18 protein-coding genes are annotated in these 20032 nt (G+C 71.4%); 7 read left to right on the forward strand and 11 right to left on the reverse strand.

Annotated elements, in window-relative coordinates:
• Positions 1 to 116 precede the first annotated feature (116 nt).
• On the reverse strand, positions 117 to 200 hold the full coding sequence (locus tag AQI88_RS49075) for a putative leader peptide (RefSeq protein WP_356032329.1): 84 nt from the start codon (positions 198 to 200) through the stop codon (positions 117 to 119).
• Positions 201 to 295: 95 nt separating this feature from the next.
• On the reverse strand, positions 296 to 472 hold the full coding sequence (locus tag AQI88_RS46625; RefSeq protein ID WP_167357459.1) for a hypothetical protein: 177 nt from the start codon (positions 470 to 472) through the stop codon (positions 296 to 298).
• Between the two features lie 220 nt (positions 473 to 692).
• On the opposite strand from AQI88_RS46625, the gene AQI88_RS15520 reads away from it, so the two are divergent.
• Entirely contained in the window at positions 693 to 1130 is a 438-nt protein-coding gene (locus tag AQI88_RS15520; RefSeq protein WP_066998463.1) for an SPW repeat protein, read from the forward strand.
• A gap of 281 nt (positions 1131 to 1411) precedes the next feature.
• Positions 1412 to 2020, forward strand: coding sequence for a hypothetical protein (locus AQI88_RS15525; protein WP_066998465.1), 609 nt, complete (start codon positions 1412 to 1414; stop codon positions 2018 to 2020).
• Positions 2021 to 2080: 60 nt separating this feature from the next.
• Here AQI88_RS15525 and AQI88_RS15530 read toward each other — a convergent pair whose 3' ends face one another.
• Positions 2081 to 2584: a GNAT family N-acetyltransferase gene (locus AQI88_RS15530; RefSeq protein WP_208615808.1), complete on the reverse strand. Its 504-nt coding sequence runs from the start codon at positions 2582 to 2584 to the stop codon at positions 2081 to 2083.
• 79 nt (positions 2585 to 2663) lie between these two features.
• Positions 2664 to 4097, reverse strand: coding sequence for an APC family permease (locus tag AQI88_RS15535; RefSeq protein ID WP_107118569.1), 1434 nt, complete (start codon positions 4095 to 4097; stop codon positions 2664 to 2666).
• A gap of 135 nt (positions 4098 to 4232) precedes the next feature.
• Here AQI88_RS15535 and AQI88_RS15540 point away from each other — a divergent pair, with 135 nt between their 5' ends.
• Entirely contained in the window at positions 4233 to 5432 is a 1200-nt protein-coding gene (locus AQI88_RS15540) for an ROK family transcriptional regulator (protein ID WP_066998469.1), read from the forward strand.
• 118 nt (positions 5433 to 5550) lie between these two features.
• The gene (locus tag AQI88_RS15545) at positions 5551 to 8274 is read left to right on the forward strand and encodes a glycoside hydrolase family 2 protein (RefSeq protein ID WP_066998472.1); all 2724 of its coding nucleotides are present in this window, start codon (positions 5551 to 5553) and stop codon (positions 8272 to 8274) included.
• A gap of 39 nt (positions 8275 to 8313) precedes the next feature.
• On the opposite strand, the gene AQI88_RS15550 is transcribed toward AQI88_RS15545, so the two are convergent.
• The 3 genes from AQI88_RS15550 to AQI88_RS15560 all read right to left on the reverse strand — a co-directional run bounded on the left by AQI88_RS15550 (position 8314) and on the right by AQI88_RS15560 (position 11276).
• Positions 8314 to 9768: a M6 family metallopeptidase gene (locus AQI88_RS15550; RefSeq protein WP_066998475.1), complete on the reverse strand. Its 1455-nt coding sequence runs from the start codon at positions 9766 to 9768 to the stop codon at positions 8314 to 8316.
• 187 nt (positions 9769 to 9955) lie between these two features.
• Positions 9956 to 10732: a GNAT family N-acetyltransferase gene (locus AQI88_RS15555; RefSeq protein WP_066998478.1), complete on the reverse strand. Its 777-nt coding sequence runs from the start codon at positions 10730 to 10732 to the stop codon at positions 9956 to 9958.
• Between the two features lie 169 nt (positions 10733 to 10901).
• Positions 10902 to 11276 carry a MerR family transcriptional regulator gene (locus tag AQI88_RS15560; protein WP_066998480.1) on the reverse strand — a complete coding sequence of 125 codons (375 nt, stop codon included), beginning with the start codon at positions 11274 to 11276 and terminating at the stop codon, positions 10902 to 10904.
• 59 nt (positions 11277 to 11335) lie between these two features.
• Between AQI88_RS15560 and AQI88_RS15565 the strand changes: the two genes are divergently transcribed.
• The gene (locus AQI88_RS15565) at positions 11336 to 12625 is read left to right on the forward strand and encodes an MFS transporter (protein ID WP_066998483.1); all 1290 of its coding nucleotides are present in this window, start codon (positions 11336 to 11338) and stop codon (positions 12623 to 12625) included.
• A 173-nt stretch (positions 12626 to 12798) separates the two neighbouring features.
• On the opposite strand, the gene AQI88_RS15570 is transcribed toward AQI88_RS15565, so the two are convergent.
• Positions 12799 to 13653, reverse strand: a complete 855-nt coding sequence (locus AQI88_RS15570; RefSeq protein WP_066998486.1) for a GNAT family N-acetyltransferase — start codon at positions 13651 to 13653, stop codon at positions 12799 to 12801.
• A 267-nt stretch (positions 13654 to 13920) separates the two neighbouring features.
• Positions 13921 to 14565, reverse strand: coding sequence for a chaplin (locus tag AQI88_RS15575; RefSeq protein WP_208615793.1), 645 nt, complete (start codon positions 14563 to 14565; stop codon positions 13921 to 13923).
• 283 nt (positions 14566 to 14848) lie between these two features.
• Between AQI88_RS15575 and AQI88_RS15580 the strand changes: the two genes are divergently transcribed.
• Together AQI88_RS15580 and AQI88_RS15585 are read left to right on the forward strand one after the other, a co-directional pair.
• Positions 14849 to 16477 (forward strand): alpha/beta hydrolase, encoded by a 1629-nt coding sequence (locus AQI88_RS15580; protein WP_066998493.1) that lies wholly within the window; start codon positions 14849 to 14851, stop codon positions 16475 to 16477.
• A 129-nt stretch (positions 16478 to 16606) separates the two neighbouring features.
• Complete coding sequence (locus AQI88_RS15585) at positions 16607 to 17131, forward strand: DUF4232 domain-containing protein (RefSeq protein WP_066998496.1); 525 nt, start codon at positions 16607 to 16609, stop codon at positions 17129 to 17131.
• Here AQI88_RS15585 and asnB read toward each other — a convergent pair.
• Together asnB and AQI88_RS15595 are read right to left on the reverse strand one after the other, a co-directional pair.
• Positions 17124 to 18965 (reverse strand): asparagine synthase (glutamine-hydrolyzing), encoded by a 1842-nt coding sequence (gene asnB / locus AQI88_RS15590; RefSeq protein WP_066998504.1) that lies wholly within the window; start codon positions 18963 to 18965, stop codon positions 17124 to 17126. The genes AQI88_RS15585 and asnB overlap by 8 nt on opposite strands.
• Positions 18966 to 19243: 278 nt before the next feature.
• On the reverse strand, positions 19244 to 20023 hold the full coding sequence (locus AQI88_RS15595) for an alpha/beta fold hydrolase (RefSeq protein ID WP_066998507.1): 780 nt from the start codon (positions 20021 to 20023) through the stop codon (positions 19244 to 19246).
• Between the last annotated feature and the right edge of the window lie 9 nt (positions 20024 to 20032).

Consider the following 20032-nt stretch of genomic DNA (forward strand, 5'->3'; position numbering starts at 1 on the left):
GAATGACTCGGCGAGGCTTTCGGGTACGCCGAATTCAGTACGCGCCGAACGCCGGAGCATTCAGGCGGTACCGGAAGGGGGGAGAAACGCGGCGGATCGGAAGGCGAGTCGGGCGATCAGGCCGCGGCGCAACAGGAGGCGCTGGAGACGCGTGCGAGGTCGACATGGCGTCGCCGCGTGAGGTCCAGTCGCATCGTCATGCCGTCGATCGTGGCAGCCGCTCACCAGGGCCGTCAAGGAGAACCCGACCGGTCCCGTATCGCGGACCGTTGAATTCATACAGGTGTGACAGGGGTCAGGGCCGCCCGTCCTCCTCCGGCCCCTCGACCACGACGAGGAACGTGTCGGACATCAGGTCCATGACCACGGTCGCGGGCTCACCCTCCGCGCGACGGGCGGCCGCGTACTCCTCCGCGGGCCATGATCCACGCGGGGCTCCCGCAGGGAACCGCTCCAGCACCCTCGCACCCATGACGGCGGGTCACCTCCAGCGTTCACAGCCGAACGGGATGCACATCCCGTACGTCTCCGACTGCCCGGGATCGGCGCGGACATGTCACCCAGCAGGTGTTCCGCGTTCGATGCGCCGACCTCTACACATAAAGGACGAATAAGAGCAAACTGGGAAGGCGGCGCTTACCGCACACCGCACCAGACGCGGTCTGGCCTGGAAGTCACAAAGGAGACGAAACATGGCCAACGTCTCGCACAGGGGTGACATGGCGACCCACCCCGATGTCTCCGAAATGCGGGCACGCTACGCCCGCATGCTCGGCGGTCGTGATGTGGCGCTCGTGGACGGGCCGGTGTTCCTGCTCGGCCTGTACTGCTCGGCGTCCCCGTGGATCCTGCACTACACGACGAGCCAGCCGGCGCTGGTGACCCACAACCTGATCGTGGGCATCGCGATAGGCCTGCTGGCGCTGGGATTCACCACGGCTCCCGCGCGGATGTACGGCCTTAGCTGGGCCATGTGTGCCATGGGTGTCTGGATGATCATCGCGCCGTGGGTCGTGGGCAGCAGCCCGGACACCGGCGTGATCCTCAACAACATCATCATCGGCGCGCTGGCCATCGTCCTCGGGCTGATGTGCGCCGGTACGGCGGCGAAGAGCGTCCCCAAGCCATAGAGACAGGTCACGAGGTAAGGAGGACCACCTGAAGAAAGTGAAGGCCACGAAGAATGCGAGGCCGGTCCGCCCGGGCGGACCGGCCTCCCCCTGCCAGGCCCCCTCGGAAACCGAGGCGAGACGGCAGGATTCCCCGTCGATTCAATTGTTGAGAGGCGAATAATTCGACGATTCGAGCGGAACGCTACAAATATCTGTTACACGACGGATGGGCGACCTTGATGCACGGTCCGTAGCGTCGAAGACACGACGAACGAACCCGAACGAAGGACAGCTCACCGATGCGTGCACTTCGCACCCTGCGCACCACCCTCGTCGCCACCGGCGTCGCCGCCGCCCTGGGCGCGTCGGCCACCGGCGCCTTCGCCGCCACCGCCGCGCCGACCGCTCCCGCCGCCCACGCCTGGGCCCACGGCAAGGCCAAGCGTGCCCCCATCAAGACGGTGCGGCTCGCGGACAAGGTCTCCGTGGCGAAGGTCTACAAGACCGGCAAGCACCGCTACGAGGCGGAGATCTGGGCCAAGGGCGCACAGTTCGGGACCCTCGTCACCCAGGGCAAGCCCGCGCACGGCACGAACAACGGCCTGCACGTCACCCTGCACCCGAACGGCAAGGTCACCTCCTGGGTCGAGCAAGCCAAGCCGAAGCCCCGGCCGAAGCCCGCAGGCAAGCCTGTCCTCGTCGCCTCGGCGACGCTGGCCGACGGCGCCTCCACGGCGAAGGTCTACCGGATCAGCACCAACCACTACGTGGCCGACGTCTCCGCGAGCGGCGTCTGGCTCGACACCCTGGTGGCCAACGGCCGTGCCGCCTACGGCCAGAACAACGGCCTGCACGTCGTCCTGCAGCCGGACGGGCAGCTGAGGTCCTGGGTGGACGACGCCCGGTGACGGAGCCGGCACAGCAGCCGTCCGGCACTCCGCAGGCGGGCTGACCCGTCCCGGCGGACGTCAGGCCCGGGCCCGCACCGCGAACGAGATCCACAGGTCCGGGGGCACCTCCGGCCGGTCGGGCACCGGCCGGAGCTCACGGGTCCAGGCATCCCCTGCCAGTTCCCGGGCCACGCGCGGCCAGAAGCGCACGGCGGCCGGGTTGTCGTGCTGGAACGCGATCTCCCAGGGCCCGGGATGCCGGAGCAGCACCTCCCGCACGGCCTGCAGTCCGACCCCCTGCCGGCGGGCGCCGCGTACGACGAAGAAGCTGTTGAGCACCCGCACGGGGCGGTCGAGGCCGCGCACGAACGCGAAGCCGACGGGGCGATCACCGCAGGTCATCAGGTACGGCGCCCAGCCGGGCTCGGTGAAGGCGGAGGCGACCCACTCGCTGCGGAAGGTGCCGTCGGGAGCGGGCAGTGCGCCCCGGAACTCGGACAGGTCGTGGCGGAACATCGGCCACAGCCGTTCCACGGTGGGCCGGTCCTCGGGAGTGGCGGGACGGACGATCACGTCCGGCAGAAATGTTTCGGTCATAAATGAAGCCTCCCCGGCGGACTCGGGGTCCGGACCGGGGAGGCCTGCACAACTGGTCTTGATTCTAGCCCACTTCAAGGGCGGTGTACTCCTCGGCGATCTCCTTCGCCCCGAACGGCCACACCTTCTCCAGCCGCGCCCAGACCCAGAAGGCCGCGCAGCCGAGGGCGAGCCAGGCCAGGGACCACTCGATGGGGTGGCGCCCCGGGGAGTTCCTGTCGGCGTACCCGTAGATCACGCACCAGCCGGCGAAGGCGACGATGCCGGGCAGCGGGTACAGCCACATGCGGTACGGGCGGCGCAGGGCCGGCTGCCGCCTGCGCAGAACCGTGAGCGCGAGGATCTGGGCGAGCGCCTGGACGATCACCATCACGGTGGTGAGCAGCTGGATCAGGGTGGCGAGGTCGGTGTGCCGGCCGATCAGGAAGCCGATCGCGGTGATGACGCCCATGGTCGCCAGGCCCAGCGTCGGGAAGCGGTGCCTCGGGTGCAGTTTCTCGTAGGGGCGGAAGAAGACCCGGTCGCGGGCGGCGTCGTAGGGGACGCGGGAGCCGCCGAGCAGGCCGGTGAAGACCGAGGCGAAGGCCGTGATCAGGATGAGGACGGTGACCGTGTCGGCGGCGCCCTTGCCCCAGGTCTTCTCCAGCACGGCGGAGGCCACGGAGGTGGAGGCGATGTCGTGCGGGTCGCTCATGCGGTGCCAGTCGACGACGCCGAGGGTGCCGATCTGGAGCAGCAGGTAGATCGCCATGATGCCGAGGATCGAGAAGAGGATGGAGCGCGGCAGGGTCCGGCCGGGGTCCTTGATCTCGGCGCCCATGTAGGCGGTGGTGTTGTAGCCCAGGTAGTCGTAGATGCCGATGGTCAGGCCCGCGGCGAAGCCGGGCCAGAAGTGGCTGCTCGTCAGGTCGAAGGCCCGGGCGGGGTAGGTGAAGGCCAGGTGGGGGCTGAAGTCGGTGGCCGCGGCGACGATCACCAGGAGGACCGAGGCGATCATCACCGCCCACATCACGGCGGTGATGCGGGCGATGTGCTCGATGCCGCGCCACAGCAGGAGCACGACCAGCGCGATGACACCGAGGCCGGTCAGGTCACCCGAGGTCCTGCCGAGACCGGGGGCTAGATAGCCCAGGTACTGGACGAAGCCGACGACGCCGGTGGACATGATCAGCGGGATGAAGAGCATCGCCGTCCACACGAACAGGAACGGCATCAGACGGCCGGTGCGGTACTGGAAGGCCTGGCGGAGATAGACGTAACTGCCGCCGGAGCCGGGCAGGGCGGCGCCCAGCTCGGCCCACACCAGCCCGTCGCACAGCGCCAGCACGGCGCCCGCGACGAATCCGATGACCGCCTGGGGGCCGCCGAACGCGGCGACCATCAGCGGGATCGTCACGAACGGGCCGATGCCGCACATCTGGCTCATGTTGATGGCCGTGGCCTGGAACAGGCCGACACGGCGGACGAAACCACCCGCAGGTGGCGGACTACCGGACATGGGGACTCCTGACGCGACGGGCGCACGGACCGCGGACTCGGCGGCGAGCGGCCCGGCCGGGCTGACTGGCCGATAAAGTTAAGGAGCCTTACTAGAGGCGTCAAGTATGCGACGGGAATGCATGAGAATGGTGCGATGGCCGCCCGTGACGTCGTAGCGCAGCAGGACCAGCCCTGGAGCCGTCGGCGCCTGCGCAGCACCAACGAGCGGCTGCTGCTGGACCGGCTGCGCGGCCTCGGCGCCGCCTCGCGTGCCCAACTGGCCCGTGAGACGGGCCTGTCGAAGCCCACGGTGTCCAGCGCGCTGGCCTCGCTGGAGGCGGCCGGACTGGTCCACGAGGTCGGCACCCACGCCCCCGAACGGGGGCGCACCGCCGTGCTGTACGCCCCGGACCCGGCCGCCGGGTACGCACTCGGCGTGGACATCGGCCGCGGCTGGCTCAGGGTGGCGGTGGTCGATCTGGACGGCACGGTGGTCGCCCGGTCCGACGTGCGCAACCGGGCCCGCGCGTCCGCGGCCATGGCCGACCTGGTCGTGGGCACCGCGCGCCAGGTGATCGGCAACTCGGGTGTGGACCCGGCCGAGGTGGTGCACGGGGTGGTGGGCACACCGGGGGTGTACGACGAGAAGCAGCGGCGGGTGCGGTACGCGATGCACCTGCCGGGGTGGGGCCGCGCGGGGCTGTTCGACCGGATGCGCGAGGAACTGGGCGTCCCGCTGGAGGTGCACAACGACGCCAACCTGGCAGCGCTCGGCGAGTACACCTACGGTGTCGGCGCCGGCAGCCGGCTCTTCGCGTACATCCTCATCGGCACCGGCCTCGGTATGGGCGTCGTGAGCGAGGGGCGGCTGTTCACGGGGGCGCACGGGCTGGCCGGGGAGATCGGGTTCCTGCCCTGGCCGGGGCGGCAGAAGCCGGAGCGGCTGGAGGACGCGGTGTCGGGGGTGGCCGTGGTGGAGGCCGCCCGGCAGTTCGGGATGAGCGGACAGCTGACCGCGAAGGCCGTGTTCGACGCGGCCCGGCAGGGCAACCCGGCCGCGGTGCGGGCGGTGGAGCTGGAGGGCGAGCGGATCGCGCACACCGTGGCAGCCGCGGCCGCGGTGCTCGACCCGGACCTCGTCGTGCTCGGCGGCGGGGTCGGCCACAGCGTGGACCTGCTGCTGCGGCCGGTGGGCGAGCAGCTGCGCACCCTGACCCCGCTGCGGCCGCGGATCGCCCCGAGCCGGCTCGGCGAGGACGCGGTACTACTGGGGGCGGTGGCGACGGCGCTGGGCACGGCGCGGGACCTGGTGTTCGAACGCAGGACGGGCGAGGGCCGACCTGTGCGCGGATGACCTGTGCGCGCCCGACGCCAAGCTCCGTGGCGGCCATGGTCGTTGACACGGCCCGCACGGCCCCCTACCTTGAGGCGAGTTAGTAAAGTTTCCTAACTTTACGAGGCTGGAGACCATCGTGTTCCCTCGCCCCGCCTCCGGACACCGGCTCGCCACCGCGGCCGCGCTCCTGGGCCTGCTCGGCACGCTCACCACCAGCGCCTGGGCCGGATCCCGGGACCGGAACCCGGCGCCGCACGAACGGACGACGGTCACTCGTGTCCCGTCCGCCGCGGGCTCCGCGACCCCGCTCGCCGGGTACGCGATCCAGTCCACGGCGAAGGTGACCGACTCCGCGGCGGCCGTCTCCTCCCCCGGCTATCCGGCGGCCGGCTGGTACCCGGCGGGCCCCCGCTCCACGGTCCTGGCCGCTCTCCTGGCCGACGGCCGGTACGCCGATCCGTTCCACTCCACCGACCAGAAGAAGATCCCGAGGGCGGACTTCGAGGTGCCCTGGTGGTACCGCTCCGACTTCACGCTCGAGGACACCTCCCGCCGTACCCGGCTCGACTTCAGCGGTGTCGTCTCGGCGGCCGACGTCTACGTCAACGGCAGGCAGGCGGCGAAGGCCGCGGACGTGACCGGCGCCTACACCCACCACGAGCTGGACATCACCTCGCTGGTGAGGTCCGGCAGGAACACGGTCGCCTTCCGGATCCGGCCCAACGACCCGAACAAGAACCTGACCATGGGCTGGATCGACTGGCTCCAGCCGCCGCCCGACCGGAACATGGGCATCGTCCGTGACGTCCTGGTCCACCGGGACGGCCCGGTGACCCTGCACGACGCGCACGTGCTGACCAAGCTGGCGGTGCCGTCGCTCGCCACCGCCGACCTGACCGTCAGAGCCGAGGCCCGCAACGACACCGGCACGGCGGTCACGGCCCAGGTCACCGGCAGCATCGGCCGGACGGGCTTCACCAGGTCCGTGCCGCTCGCCGCGCACGAGAGGAAGACCGTCACCTTCTCCCCCGCCGACGTCCCCGGCCTGCATCTCAGCGACCCGCAGGTGTGGTGGCCGGCCGGCCTGGGCGGGCAGCCGCTGTACGGCCTCGACCTCACCGCGTCCGTGTCCGGTACGGCCTCGGACACCGCCCATGAGAGCTTCGGCATCCGCGACGTGCGGGCGCCCCTGAACTCCGACGGCGCCCGCCAGTACCGGATCAACGGCCGCAGGCTGCTGATCAAGGGCGGCGGCTGGTCCCCGGACGAGTTCCTGCGCTGGGACCCCGGCTATGTGGCGGACCGGCTGAAGTACGCCCTCGACCTCGGGCTGAACACCATCCGCCTGGAGGGCCACATCGAGCCGGACGAGTTCTTCGACCTCGCCGACCGCTACGGCGTGCTCACGCTGCCGGGCTGGGAGTGCTGCGACAAGTGGGAGGGCAACGTCAACGGCAAGGAGACCGTGGACAAGTGGACCGACGCCGACTACCCGGTCGCGAAGGCGTCCATGGCCGCCGAGGCCGCCCGGCTGCGCGACCACCCGAGCGTGATCTCCTTCCTGATCGGCAGCGACTTCGCGCCCGACGCGAGGATCGAGAAGACCTACCTGGGCGCCCTGAAGGCCGCCGACTGGCCCACCCCCGTGGTCTCCTCGGCCTCCGACAGCTCCTCGCCCCGGCTGGGCAGTTCGGGCTTGAAGATGTCCGGGCCCTACGACTGGGTCCCGCCGGGCTACTGGTACGCCAAACGCGAGGGCGGGGCCACCGGCTTCAACTCCGAGACCAGCGCGGGCCCCGACATCCCGACCCTCGACACCCTGCGCCGGATGATGAAACCCGCCGAGCTCGACACACTGTGGAAGAACCCGGACGCCCAGCAGTACCACCGCTCGCCCTCGGCCGTCTTCGGCACCCTCAAGATCTACGACGCCGCCCTCACCGGCCGCTACGGCGCCCCGACGAGCCTCACCGACTACGTGCGCAAGGCACAGCTGGCCCAGTACGAGAACGTCCGCGCCCAGTACGAGGCCTACGAGCGCAACGCGACGGACGCCGGCAAGCCCGCGACCGGGGTGATCTACTGGATGTTCAACAGCGGCTGGACGTCCCTGCACTGGCAGCTGACCGACCGCTATCTGGACCAGGGCGGCGCCTACTTCGGCGCGAAGAAGGCGAACGAGCCGCTGCACATCCAGTACTCCTACGACAACCGCTCGGTCGTCGTCGTGAACAACCGGCACACCCCCGTCGGCGGACTCACCGCGCGGGCCACGCTGTTCAACCCCGACGGCACCCAGAAGTACGACAGGACCGTCACCGGGGTGGCGGTGAACGGGGACGGCGCACACCGCACCGCACTCACCCTGCCGTCGTCGGTGGGCGGACTGTCGAGCACGTACCTGCTCCGGCTGACCCTGAGCGATGCGGACGGCAAGGAGGTGAGCCGGAACGTGTACTGGCTCTCCACCAGGGCCGACACGCTCGACTGGGCGCACACCGACTGGTACCACACGCCGACGACCGGCTACGCCGATCTGAAGGGGCTCGGCTCCATGGCCCAGGTGCCGGTGTCGGCGACGGCGTCGACCGAGTCGTCCGGCGGTACGTCGACCACGACGGTGACCGTGCGCAACACGGGCAGCGGCAGGACGCCGTCCTTGTTCACGGACGTCCACCTGGTCGACGCGCACGGGAAGCCGGTGCTGCCGGTGCGATGGTCGGACAACGAGGTCGGTCTCTGGCCGGGCGAGTCGGTGACGCTGACCGCCACCTACCGGACCGCCGAACTGCACGGCTCGGCGCCGGGTGTGCGGGTCTCCGGCTGGAACACCCCGGAGCGGACGGTCCCGGCCGCCTGAGGTGACGGGGGCGGGCCCGGCGGCCCGCCCCCGCACGGCTCAGCCGACGTTGAGCGCGGTGTCGTCGACGACGAACGACGTCTGGAGCTTGGAGCCCTCGGTGCCGGTGAACTTCAGGGTGACGGTCTGCCCGGCGTAGCTGCTCAGGTCGAAGCTGCGCTGGGTGTAGCCGGAGGCGGCGTTGAGGTTCGAGTACGTCGCCAGGGTGCCGAGCACGGTGCCGGAGCTGTTGAGGACCTGGACCTTCAGGGTGTCGTAGGCCGTGCTGGTCGTGGTCTCCGCGGTGTCGACGTGGAGAGAGAAGCTGAGCGTGGCACTCGTGCAGGCCGACGGGATGGTCACCGACTGGGAGAGGGTGTCGGTGGTGGCGGCTCCGTTGCCGTCGAGCCAGGCGTAGTACGAGCCGGAACGGGCGGACTCACCAGTGGTGTTGGTGATGACGCCGCTGGTGGCGCTCCAGGTGGAGTTGCCGGACTCGAAGCCGTTGTTGCCGAGGAGCTGGGCCGCGGTGCAGGTGCCGGTGCCGCCACCGCCCCCACCGCTGCTGCTGCCGGAACCGGCCAGCCAGGCCGTGGCGTTGAGGGCGAGGGCCGCGTTGGTGGCACTCGAGTCGTTCCAACCGTCGTACAGGGTGTTGCCGGACTGGCCGGTGCCGTCGTCGATCGGCGAGCTGTCGCCCCAGAAGGCGACGCGGCCGCTGCCGAAGGTGGACGTCAGGAAGAAGGCGCCGGTGTTGCCGGAGTAACCGGTGCGGTAGAGCAGGCCCTTGGCGGAGGAGTTGTCGGCGGGCTTGAGCGTGGCGGTCGTGCCGCTGGCGATCAGGCTCTTGGTGACGGTGCCGAAGGAGCCGTGCAGGACCGGGTCGCTGCTGTCGCTGATCGCCGACGGGTGGTCGGAGCTGATGCTCAGCGAGTCGATCGAGAAGCCGAACGGGTCGGTGGAGTCGACGCTGTTGTTCGTCATCAGGTCGTTCAGGATCTCGACCGCGTCCTCGCCGTCGTTGTTGCGGTCGGCGCCGGTGTGGTCGGAGATCATGAACAGGCCGCCGCCGTTCTTCACGAAGTTCATGATCGCCGTCTTCTCGGCGGTCGTGAACAGCGTGTTCGGCTCGGGCAGGACCAGCGTGTCGAAGTTCGACAGGTCGGTGGTCGACGAGCCGCCGTAGCTGAGGCTGGAGCCCGACGGCAGCGTCTTCAGGCTGTAGCTGCCGGTCTTCTGCAGGGCTACGCCCCAGGAGGACAGGGCGCCGGTCCAGTCCGTCTCGGCGGACGGGGAGGAGTCCTCGCCGAGCGGGTCGGGCTGGCTGGTGGAGACGATCCAGTCCGCGTTGCCGGCCGTCTCGGCGTGGGCGTTGTCGAACAGGATCCGGTGCGTGGTGGCCGCATGGGCGGGGGTGGCGCTGGTGCTGACCTGCAAGGCTGCCGAGGTGACGAGCAGCCCGAGTCCGGCCAGGGCGGTGGTGAATCTGCGGCGGGATCTTCTCGATCCGAGCATCCGGCGAACCTCCATGAGGGGTGGGGAGAGGCGGTGCGGGCGCCAAGTCTGCGCGCGTAGAACCCGCTTGAGGGTTCTACACGCGTCGATTGGTTGAAAGGTACATGGCATGTCGGCTCGGTGAACAGAAAGTCCCGGCAATAACCGGAACGGACCGGCTCCGGTGGGAGGGTGTCGCCGCCGCCCCTCAGCTCCCGTACAGATAGGGCGTCGTGGTGCTCAGTGCGTGGAAGCCGAGGCGTTCCAGGATCGGGCGGCTCATGGGTGAGGCGTCGACCTGGAGGTACGGGTAGCCGTGGGCGGAGGCGACGCGGGCCCGGTGGGCGACCAGGGCGCGGTAGATGCCCCGGCCCCGCCAGGCCTCGACGGTGCCGCCGCCCCACAGTCCGGCGAAGCGCGTGCCGGGCACCAACTCCATGCGGGCGGCGCTGACGGGCTCGTCACCGGCGAGCGCCACCACGGCGACGACGGTGCCGGGGTCGGAGGTCAACCGGTCGAGCAGCCGGTGGCGCAGCCGGGTGCCGTCGGTGCCGAAGGCCTTCTCGTGCACGTCCACGACGAGGTTGACGCCTGCCGCATCGGTGGCCTGCACGAAGCGGATCCCGGCGGGCGGCTCGGTGTCCAGGGCGAGCCGGCCGACCTCGCCGATCATGAGCGTCTCCTCGGGCTCGGCCCGGAATCCGGCGGCGGTGAGCCGGGAGGCGAGGTCCACCGGCCGGTCGTGCCCGTACAGCTTCCACTCGAAGTCGCGGCCCAGGCCGGTGAAGTACGCGATCTGTGCGCCGATCACCCGGTCCGCACTCGCCGCGTCCAGGGCGGACCACACGACGCCGTTCCAGCCCTGCGCACCCGCGACCTGGCGCACGACGGCGCCGTCCCGCTCGATGCGGGCCCCGGGCCCGTCGGGGCGGGCGCCCTCGCGCATGTCCTGGTCGTAGCGGGCGAGCACCGCGGCGTGATCCATGGCCTCACTCCAGCATCCGCACCCGGGCCGGGCAACCGGATTAGGGCCTGCCCGGCGGATCAGGCCGGCTCCGGGCAACGGTGCCTCATCAGCACAGGTGAGCGGAGCCTGGTGCGTGCAGACGGGCGTGCCAGGCCCCGCGATTCCGGCATGATCCGCCGGACCGGCCCTAGCTGTCGCCGGCCGGTCGCACGACGGACAGGTAGGTGGTGAGCCGGTCGCGGTTGCGGGCCAGGCAGTCGATGCGGGCCTGGATGCGGTCGATGTGCGCCCGCAGCAGGGCCGCCGTCTGCGGGGTGACGCACTCGGCGGGCGGATGCAGTTCGTCGGGCCCGGACAGGTACGGCAGGATCGCGCGGATCATCTCCGTGGTGAGGCCGGAGTCCAGCAGGCCGCGGATCTGCCGGACGTCCTGGACGGCGGAGTCGGCGTAGCTGCGGTAGCCATTGTCGGCGCGTTCGGGGTGGAGCAGGCCCTGCGCCTCGTAGTAGCGCAGCAGGCGGGTGGGCACGCCGGTGTGCCGGGACAGTTCGCCGATTCTCATCCCCGCCTCCAGGGTCCGCGCTTGCCTGCACACTGATGTCAACGTTCGACCATGGTCGCATGTCCCTGTCTTCCCAGGTCAAGGGCGGTCCGCTGCCGTGGTCGGGGCTGCTTGCCCTGTCCAGCGCCGCCTTCACGGCCGTCCTGACCGAACTCCTCCCGGCGGGTCTGCTGCCCGCGATGGCACCCCGGCTGGGGGTCGCCGAGTCCCGGATCGGCTTCCTCGTCACGGCGTACGCGGCAGCCTCCTTCCTGGCCGCCGTTCCGCTCACGACGGCGCTGCGCGGGCTGCCGCGGCGGCCGGTGCTGTGCGGTGCGCTGCTGGGGTTCGCGGTCAGCAACGCGCTGGTCGCGCTGTCGTCGTCGTACCTGCTCACCTTCGCGGCCCGGCTGCTGGCCGGGGCCATGGGCGGCACGCTGTGGGCGATGCTCGTCGGCTACGCGGCCCGTATGGTGCCGGCCGCCCGGCGCGGCCGGGCCATCGCGGTCGTGCTCGCCGGGATCACGCTCGCCCTGTCCCTGGGCGTGCCCGCCGGTACGGCGCTGGCGGGTGCGGTGGGCTGGCGGGCGGCCTTCGGGGCACTGTCCGTCCTGGCCGTGCTGCTCGTGGTGTGGGTGCGCCTGCGGGTGCCCGGTTTCCCCGGCGAACCCCCGCACGCGCGCGTGCCGCTCGGCCGGGTCGCCGTACGGCCCGGGATCCGCCCGGTGCTGTGTGTGACGCTGTTCCTGCTGCTGGGGCACCAGGTGATGTACACGTACGTCGCCCCGTTCGCCGCGGACGCCGGTTACGGCCGTACGGGCCTGCTGCTCGCGGTGTTCGGGTGCGCCACGGTGGCCGGGATCTGGCTGACCGGTGTGCTGGTCGACCGGCACCTGCGGCCCACCCTGCTCACGGCGCTCGCCCTGTTCGTGACGGTCCTGCTGGTGCTGGGCCTGGGCGCCGGTGCGCAGGCGCTGCTGTTCTGCGCCGTAGCCCTGTGGGGCGTGGCCTTCGGCGGGGCACCGACGCTGATCCAGACCGCGCTGGTCGATGTCTCCGGGCCGGGCGACGCCGACGTGGCGACCTCGCTGCAGACCACCGTGTACAACGCGGGGATCGCCGCGGGTTCGCTGAGCGGCGGTCTCGCCCTGGACGCCCTGGGCCCCGGCGCGCTGCCGTGGACGACACTGCCGCCCGCCGTGCTGGCGCTGGCGACGGTCCTCCTCGGGCGCCGGCACGCTTTCCCTGCCGTACGGCACGGTGCGGCCACGGACGGGGATCGGGTGGTCGCGGCGCCCTCGGCGGCCGTGGCCTGCGGGTCCGGGGACCATGCTGCGAGGAGGCCGGAAGGCCATGGTGAAGGGCAGTGAGCTGCGCCGTTCGAGTCGGCGGGTGGGGCTCGGCCGCATCGCGTACGTCGCCTCGTCGGATCAACTCGGTTCCTGCAAGGCCGAGTTGGCGGCACCCGCGCCTGCCGGAGGTGGTCGAGGAGGTGCGGGACCTGCACCTCCGCTGCCACGGCACCACGCGTCGGCCGGACGTCTCAGCCGAGTTCCAGCGTGGTGACGCCGAACACCCGCTCCCTGGCGTGGTCGCGGACCCGGCCGGTGTACATGCGGGCCGTCTCGAACGAGGCGCTGAATCCGGCCTCTTCGGCCAGCGCGACGCCGGCCGCGTTCGGTTCGGGGACGTCGATCGCGACCTCGCGGCCGGTAGCGTCGGCGGTGAGTGCGGCGAAGAGGGCTCGGGCGTCGTCGGCGGTGTCCGCGAAGAGGGGGCCGATGCGCAGGGTGTCGTGGCCGGGGCGGATCACGCCGTAGCCGGTGAGGCGGTCGCCGTCATGACGGACGAACGCGCGGTGGCCGGGGCCGGTCAGCCACTCGGCGAGGAACCGCGGGCGGTCGGCCGGGGTGCAGGCGCTGTCGTAGGCGGTGAGCGCGGCGAGGTCGGCGGGCCCGGCGGGGCGGACGCCGGCGGGTGCCGAGGTCTCGGCGGCCGTGCCGGTGAACCGGATGGTGCGGTGGGCGAGTTCGAAGCCGGACTGGCGGTAGTTGTCCTGCTGGGCGACGACTCCGTCCAGCCCGACGGTGCGGTTTCCGGCGTGGGCCAGGGCGGTCTTCCAGGTGGTGAGGCCGTGGCCGTGGCCGCGCAGATCGGGACGGACGAGGTAGCAGCCGAGGAAGGCGTAGTCGGAGCCGTAGGTGACGACGGAGATGGCCGATACGGGCTCCCCGCCGACCCGGCCGAGGAAGAAGCCGTCGGGGTCCTGGGCGAAGAAGGCCGGACCGTCGGACAGCCCGGGATTCCAGCCCTCCGCCGCCGCCCACCCGCTGATCACCGGCCAGTCGGCGAGGGTGGCCTGGGTGACGACGAGGTCCTGGGGGGCCGGAGAGGTCATCGGTGCGCTCCATTCCGTGGGGGGGTCGGACTGCCGGACGGCGCCGTGCGGCGGCCGCGCCCGCAGCATCCTTGCCGATCACACCCGGCCCGCGCCACGTCCGGATCAGCCGTTTCGTGCCTCAAACCGCCCGGCTCGAAGCGGTGTTGGGCATGCGTAGGGCATGAGCGCCCGCTGCCTCCGGGAAGCCGACCGCGCACAAGGCGACCCGGCGCATACCGAAGGCCCCACCGGGCCGGCGTCCGGTGGGGCCTGGCGGGTGGGGGGTCAGCGTCCTCGGCCGGGGCGGAAACGGCGGTACAGGACCGCGCCGGTGAGGAGGAGGGCGGCGCTGCCGGCGACCGCGGGGGCGGTCAGGTCCGTTCCCGTGTGGGCCAGTGTGGCCACGGACGGGTGCGGGGCGGGGCGCGGGGTGCGCGGGCCGGGGTGCCTCTTGACGGGGGCCGGCGCCTTCGGGGTGGCGGTGGAGGTGTTGGCGGAGCGGTTGTCCACGGCCGCGTTGCCCACACCGACCACGTCGACGCTGTTGCCGCTGACGTTCACCGGCAGGTGGACGGGCAGCTGGATGCCGTTGCCGGAGAGCACACCGGGCGAATCCTGCGCGTCGCCGTGCGCCGAGGCGCCGCCGGACGTGGCCGAGCGGCCTTCGTCGGCGCCGCCGCCGTTCGCGCAGGCGTTGCCGGCAGCGGGATTGAGCAGCCCCACGACGTTGACGGTGTTGCCGCACACGTTCACCGGAACGTGCACCGGCAACTGGACGGTGTTGCCGGAGATCAGTCCGGGCGAGCCGACCGCCGAGCCGTCGGCGGCGGCGCCGTCGGCCGCGGAGGCCGCGCACACCGGCATCGCCACGGCCATCGCGCCGGAGGCGGCCACGACGGCGAACACACCGTTTCGGGTAGCCCGTCTCATAGGTTTCCCTGCCTTCCAGACATCTCGCGGGCGCTCACCCGCATCGGATAAAACGCGGGCGACCCATATGAGTTATGCCTTTCCGGCGTTTCACCCCATCGGGTGTCATGATCACTCGAACCGCACGTAAAGTAATCGAATGATCACCAATCGCAAGGGAGTGCGCGAAGGATAGATCATCGGGCGCCGTCCCGCTCGTCCGGAGGCGGCCCCCACCGGGCCCGCTTATGGTGATCGAGGGCGCCGCCCCGGTCCGCAGCGGGTGCGCCCCGGGAGGCGATCCATGCTGGCCAAGTCGTCCACACGACCCGTCGTGCGGCGCTGCGCGGGTGCCGGGGCGCTCACCCTGGCGCTGCTCGGGGCCGGGCTGCCCGCGGCTGCGGCCGACCGGCCGCAGCCCGACCTGTCCCGCTTCTACCGGCAGAAGGCGGTGTGGGCTGCTTGCAAGAGCGCGGACACCCCCAAGGATCTCCAGTGCGCGAAGGTGACCGTCCCGCTCGACTACGCACGCCCCGGCGCGGGCACGCTCGACCTGGCGCTGGCCCGCTACCGGGCGACCGGCCCGTCGCGGGGCTCGGTCCTGCTGAACTTCGGCGGGCCCGGCGGCCCGGGCGTCAGTGAACTCACCACCGGCGGCGAGCAGTACATGGACCTGACCAACGGCTACGACGTGGTCACCTTCGACCCGCGCGGCATCGGCCAGTCCTCCCCCGTCAGCTGTGGCGACGGGGGGGACGGGATATCGGTGGCGACGCAGAGCAATGCCGACCTCAGCCGCCCGCAGGCGCTGCTGACGCATCTGCGGCAGGCCGCCGGCCAGTGCGCCAGACACTCCGGCCCGGTCCTGTCGCACATAGGCACCGTGAACGCGGCCCGGGACATGGACGTCATCCGCCAGGCCCTCGGCGACAAAAAGCTGAACTACCTCGGCTTCTCCTATGGCACGCGGCTCGGTGCCGTGTACGCGGCGCAGTTCCCGCATAAGGTGGGCCGGATGGTCCTGGACGGTGTGGACACCCTGACCGAGCCGCTGTCCGAGCAGGGGCTGGCGGGCGCCGAGGGACAGCAGACGGCGCTGGACGACTTCCTGGACTGGTGTACGGCGGACATCGCCTGCCCGTTCGGACAGGACGCGCGGGCGGCCGGGGACCAGGTCGTCCAGCTGGTGCGCTCGCTCGACGAGAACCCGGTGCCCACGGACTTCGGGGGCTCGTTCTCCGGGCAGGACCTGGTGGGCGCCATCGGGCAGGCCCTCTACAGCAAGGAGCTGTGGCCCTCCCTGGAGCGTGCGCTGGCCTTGCTGATCGAGGACGGCGACACACGGCGCCTGCTCAGCTTCTCCTCCGGCGGCGATTTCGCCGTGCCGGTGCGGCGGGACGGCGAGGGAAAGCGCCATGACGAGAAGAAGCAGGACGGCGGGGTCGTGGACGCCCAGGACGTCCCGACGGACAACCTGCCGGCCGCACTGATGGCCGTCAACTGCGCGGACGACCCCGACCGGCCCACCGCGGCACGGATCGCCAAGGATCTGAAGAATCTGCGGGCTGCCTACGACGAGGCGTCCCCGGTCTTCGGCCGCTTCCGGCTCACCCAGCTGCTGATGTGCTACGGCCGCCCCAAGGGCACGGACTTCATCCGCGACCGTGTGAAGAACGTCCACTCGGCCAAGATGCTGCTGGTGGGCACGCGCGGCGACCCGGCGACGCCGTACCGCTGGACCGAGGAGACGGCCCGCCGGCTCGGCCCGTCGGCCGTGGTGCTCGACAACAAGGGCGAGGGACACACCGGCTACTCCTCGTCCAAGTGCGTGCACCGCAAGATCAACGACTTCCTGCTGTACGGCTCCCTGCCGGCCAGCGGCAGCTCCTGCCCGGCCGACGCCTGGAGCTCCACCGCGAACACCACCAACTGATGACAGGAACGGCGCAAGCGGGTAACAGGGTCGATTCCGGCACAACCTCTCGGCCGTCCCTGACGTCACACCAGGCAGGCGCGCCTCGGCCCGCCGTGCCCGTACCCGACCGTGACAAGGGAACCCGCCATGCGCATCCGCGCCGCCATCTCCGTACCCGCCGTCTTCGCCGCTGCCGCGGCCCTGCTGCTGGCCGCGCCGCAGAGCCAGGCCGCCGCGGGGCACGCCAAGCCCGCCCGCTGTACGGAACAGGCGCTCACCCTGCGGGCGAAGGCCGCCGCCGGCGATCCGTCCGTGGTGCGGGTCAGCGTGACCAACCGGGGCGCCCGCGCCTGTGTCGTCGACCGCGTGCCCACGGTCACCTTCGCCGACCTGGACGGGGCCGCGCTGCCGGTGCCGCAGGGCGGCAGCGGCACGTACCTGCTCGGGGCGGGCCGGACCGCCTACGCGGCCATGCGCACCATCGCCGACCCGGCGGACCCGGAGGCCCGCCGGACGAACGCGATCACGGTGGCCGCATCGGCGTCGCAGTGGGGTCGCCCCTTCAGCGCCGCGCAGCTCGGCGCCGGACGGGAGGTCCGGGTGTGGGAGCCCGTGACGACGTGGTGGCAGCCGACGGCGGCGGCCGCGGACCGGGCCCTCGGCGTCAGCTGAGGATCACTTCCGGGGAGTAGAGGTCCAGCCACTGGGCGAGGTCCAGGGTGCGCTCCAGGCCGCGCCGGGCCACCTGGGTGCTGACCGGGGCATCACGTTCGGCGGCCTCCCGGACCCGCTCCCGGTCGACCAGGTCGAAGACCGGGTGGGAGGGCCGGCCCAGGAGGTCCTTGGCCTGGTCCTGGAGGGCGCGGCCGTACCGCGGGTCCTGCGTGGACGGGTACGGGCTCTTGACCCGCTCGTACACCGACCGCGGCAGGACGTCCGCGGTGGCCTCCCTGAGCAGGCTCTTCTCCCGGCCGTCGAAGGACTTCAGCGACCAGGGCGTGTTGTAGACGTACTCGACGAGCCGGTGGTCGCAGAACGGCACCCGGACCTCCAGGCCGACGGCCATGCTCATCCGGTCCTTGCGGTCGAGCAGGGCCCGGACGAAGCGGGTCAGGTGCAGATGGCAGATCTGCCGCATCCGGTACTCGAAGTCGCTCTCGCCGTCCAGGCGGTGGATGGCGGCGACGGCGGTGCGGTAGCCGTCGGCGATGTATCCCTCCAGGTCCAGCGCCTTGGCCAGGTCGGGCCGCAGGATGTCGGTGTCGTCGCCGAAGTGGCGGCCGAAGTGCAGCAGCCAGGGAAAGGTGTCGGCGCGGCGGACGTCCTCGTCGAAGAACTGGAGGTAGCCGCCGAAGACCTCGTCGGCGGACTCGCCGGACAGGGCGACCGTGGACTGGTCGCGGATGGCGCGGAAGAGCAGCAGCAGCGAGGCGTCCATGTCGCCGAAGCCGGCCGGCAGGTCGCGGGCGCGGATCACCTTCTCGCGCACGGCCGGGTCGGCGAGGGACTGGGCGTCGAGGACGATGTCCTGGTGGTCGGTGCGGGCGAGCCGGGCCACGTCGTGCACGAAGGGCGTGTCCGGGGTGCCGCGCAGCTCGTCGGCGACGAAGTTGTCGGCCTGGCCGACGAAGTCGACGGCGAAGCTGCGGACCTTCTCCCCGTGCCCGGCGAGCTGCCGGGCGGCGAGCGCGGTCATCGCGGAGGAGTCGAGGCCGCCGGAGAGCAGGGTGCAGCGCGGTACGTCGGCGACCAGCTGGCGGCGCACGATGTCGTCGAGGAGCGAGCGCACGGTGGCGATGGTGGTGTCGCGGTCGTCGGTGTGCGGGCGGGTCTCCAGGCGCCAGTAGACCCGGGTGCGCAGACCCGAGCGGTCGACGGTGACGACGGTGCCGGGCTCGACCTCGCGCATGCCGTCCCACACGGCGTGTCCGGGCGTCTTGACCAGGGTGAACAGCTCACGCAGGCCGTCCAGGGCCACGCGCGGGCGGGCCAGCGGGTTGGCGAGGATCGCCTTGGGCTCGGAGCCGAACAGAACACCGTCCGGGGTGGGGTGGTAGGAGAACGGCTTGATGCCCATGCGGTCGCGGATCATCACGAGCCGATCGTGGCGGCCGTCCCACACGGCGAAGGCGTACATGCCGTTCAGCCGCTCGGCGACGGCGTCGCCCCATTCGAGGTAGCCGTGCAGCACGACCTCGGTGTCGGAGTCGGTGGTGAACGTGTGGCCGCGGCCCACGAGTTCGCGGCGGAGTTCGGTGAAGTTGTACGTCTCTCCGGAGTAGACGAGGGCGACGGTGCCCTCGGGGGTGCGCACGGACATCGGCTGGCGGCCGCCGGGCAGGTCGATGATGGCGAGCCGGCGGTGTCCCAGGGCGGCCGGGCCCTCGGCCCAGGTCCCGCGGTCGTCCGGGCCGCGGCAGGCCATCGTCTCGGACATCGCATGCAAGGTGGCCGACTCGGTGGTCAGGTCACGGTCGAAGGAGACCCATCCGGTGATGCCGCACATGCGCTACCTCCTGCCTCCGGTCGGCGGCCGACCCCTCGCTCACCTGCGCATTCCTGGGTGGACGGAAGACGACCACAGAACCAGTTGTATCGAGCACCTATATGACGAAGCCTCCGTCAGGCACTCGCGGCGGTCAACGCGGACGTCACGCGGACGGCCCCCACTCCCCCGCTGTTTCGGCCGCGTTTTGCCGGCGCGAGATCCAGGGACCGCCGTACGACCGGGCCGGGTCGGCAGGAACCGGCCACGGGCAAAAACTTCACCAAGCGGCTCGGGCGCTACGGCTTCACGGTCAGGAACGCGTCGAGTGCCGCGGTCAGCTCGGCCGGCTTCTCCACGGGCAGCTCATGGCCCGCGTCGAGGATGCGGACGACCGCGTCCGGGTAGGCCTTGGCCATCCGGAGCATCTGCCGCACCGGCAGCTGGATGTCGTGGTAGCCGTGCACCATCAGGGTGGGCGTGCGGATCTCGCCGGCGCGGTCGAGGATGTCGAAGGCCCGCATGGCGCCGTACAGCGTCATGACGACCTCGCGCGGGGTGCCGGCGGAGGCGCGGATGTACTCCCGGACCTCCTCGCGCGGATGGCCGGGGGCGAAGGCCCGCTGGATGTTGGTCGCGATGAACAGCTTGTACGGCACCAGGGTGGAGGCCGCCATGAGCAGGCCCCGGCCGCGGCTGTACGCCATCTTGCCGATGGAGTTGACCAGCACCATGCGCTCCACCCGCTCGGGGTGCAAGAGGGCGATGGTCTGCGAGATCATCCCGCCCATGGAGTGCCCGACCAGCACGAACCGCTCGACCTTCAGATGATCGAGGAGGGCGAGGACGTCCCTCGCCAGCTCCGCGATGGTGCGCACCCCGGCCCCGCTGCTCTCGCCGTGCCCGCGCAGGTCCAGCCGGATCACCCGCCGGCCGGTGGAGAAGTGCGCCAGCTGGTGGTCCCAGCGGTGCCGGTCCGCCGTCCAGCCGTGGACGAACACCAGGGGCACGTCCTCGGCGTCGCGGGGGCCCTCGTCGTCGTAGGTGAGGGCCGCTCCGTCGACTTCGAGCTGCGGCATGGGGCCTCC

This window comes from Streptomyces cellostaticus (genome assembly GCF_001513965.1).
In the GTDB taxonomy this organism is placed as follows: domain Bacteria; phylum Actinomycetota; class Actinomycetes; order Streptomycetales; family Streptomycetaceae; genus Streptomyces; species Streptomyces cellostaticus.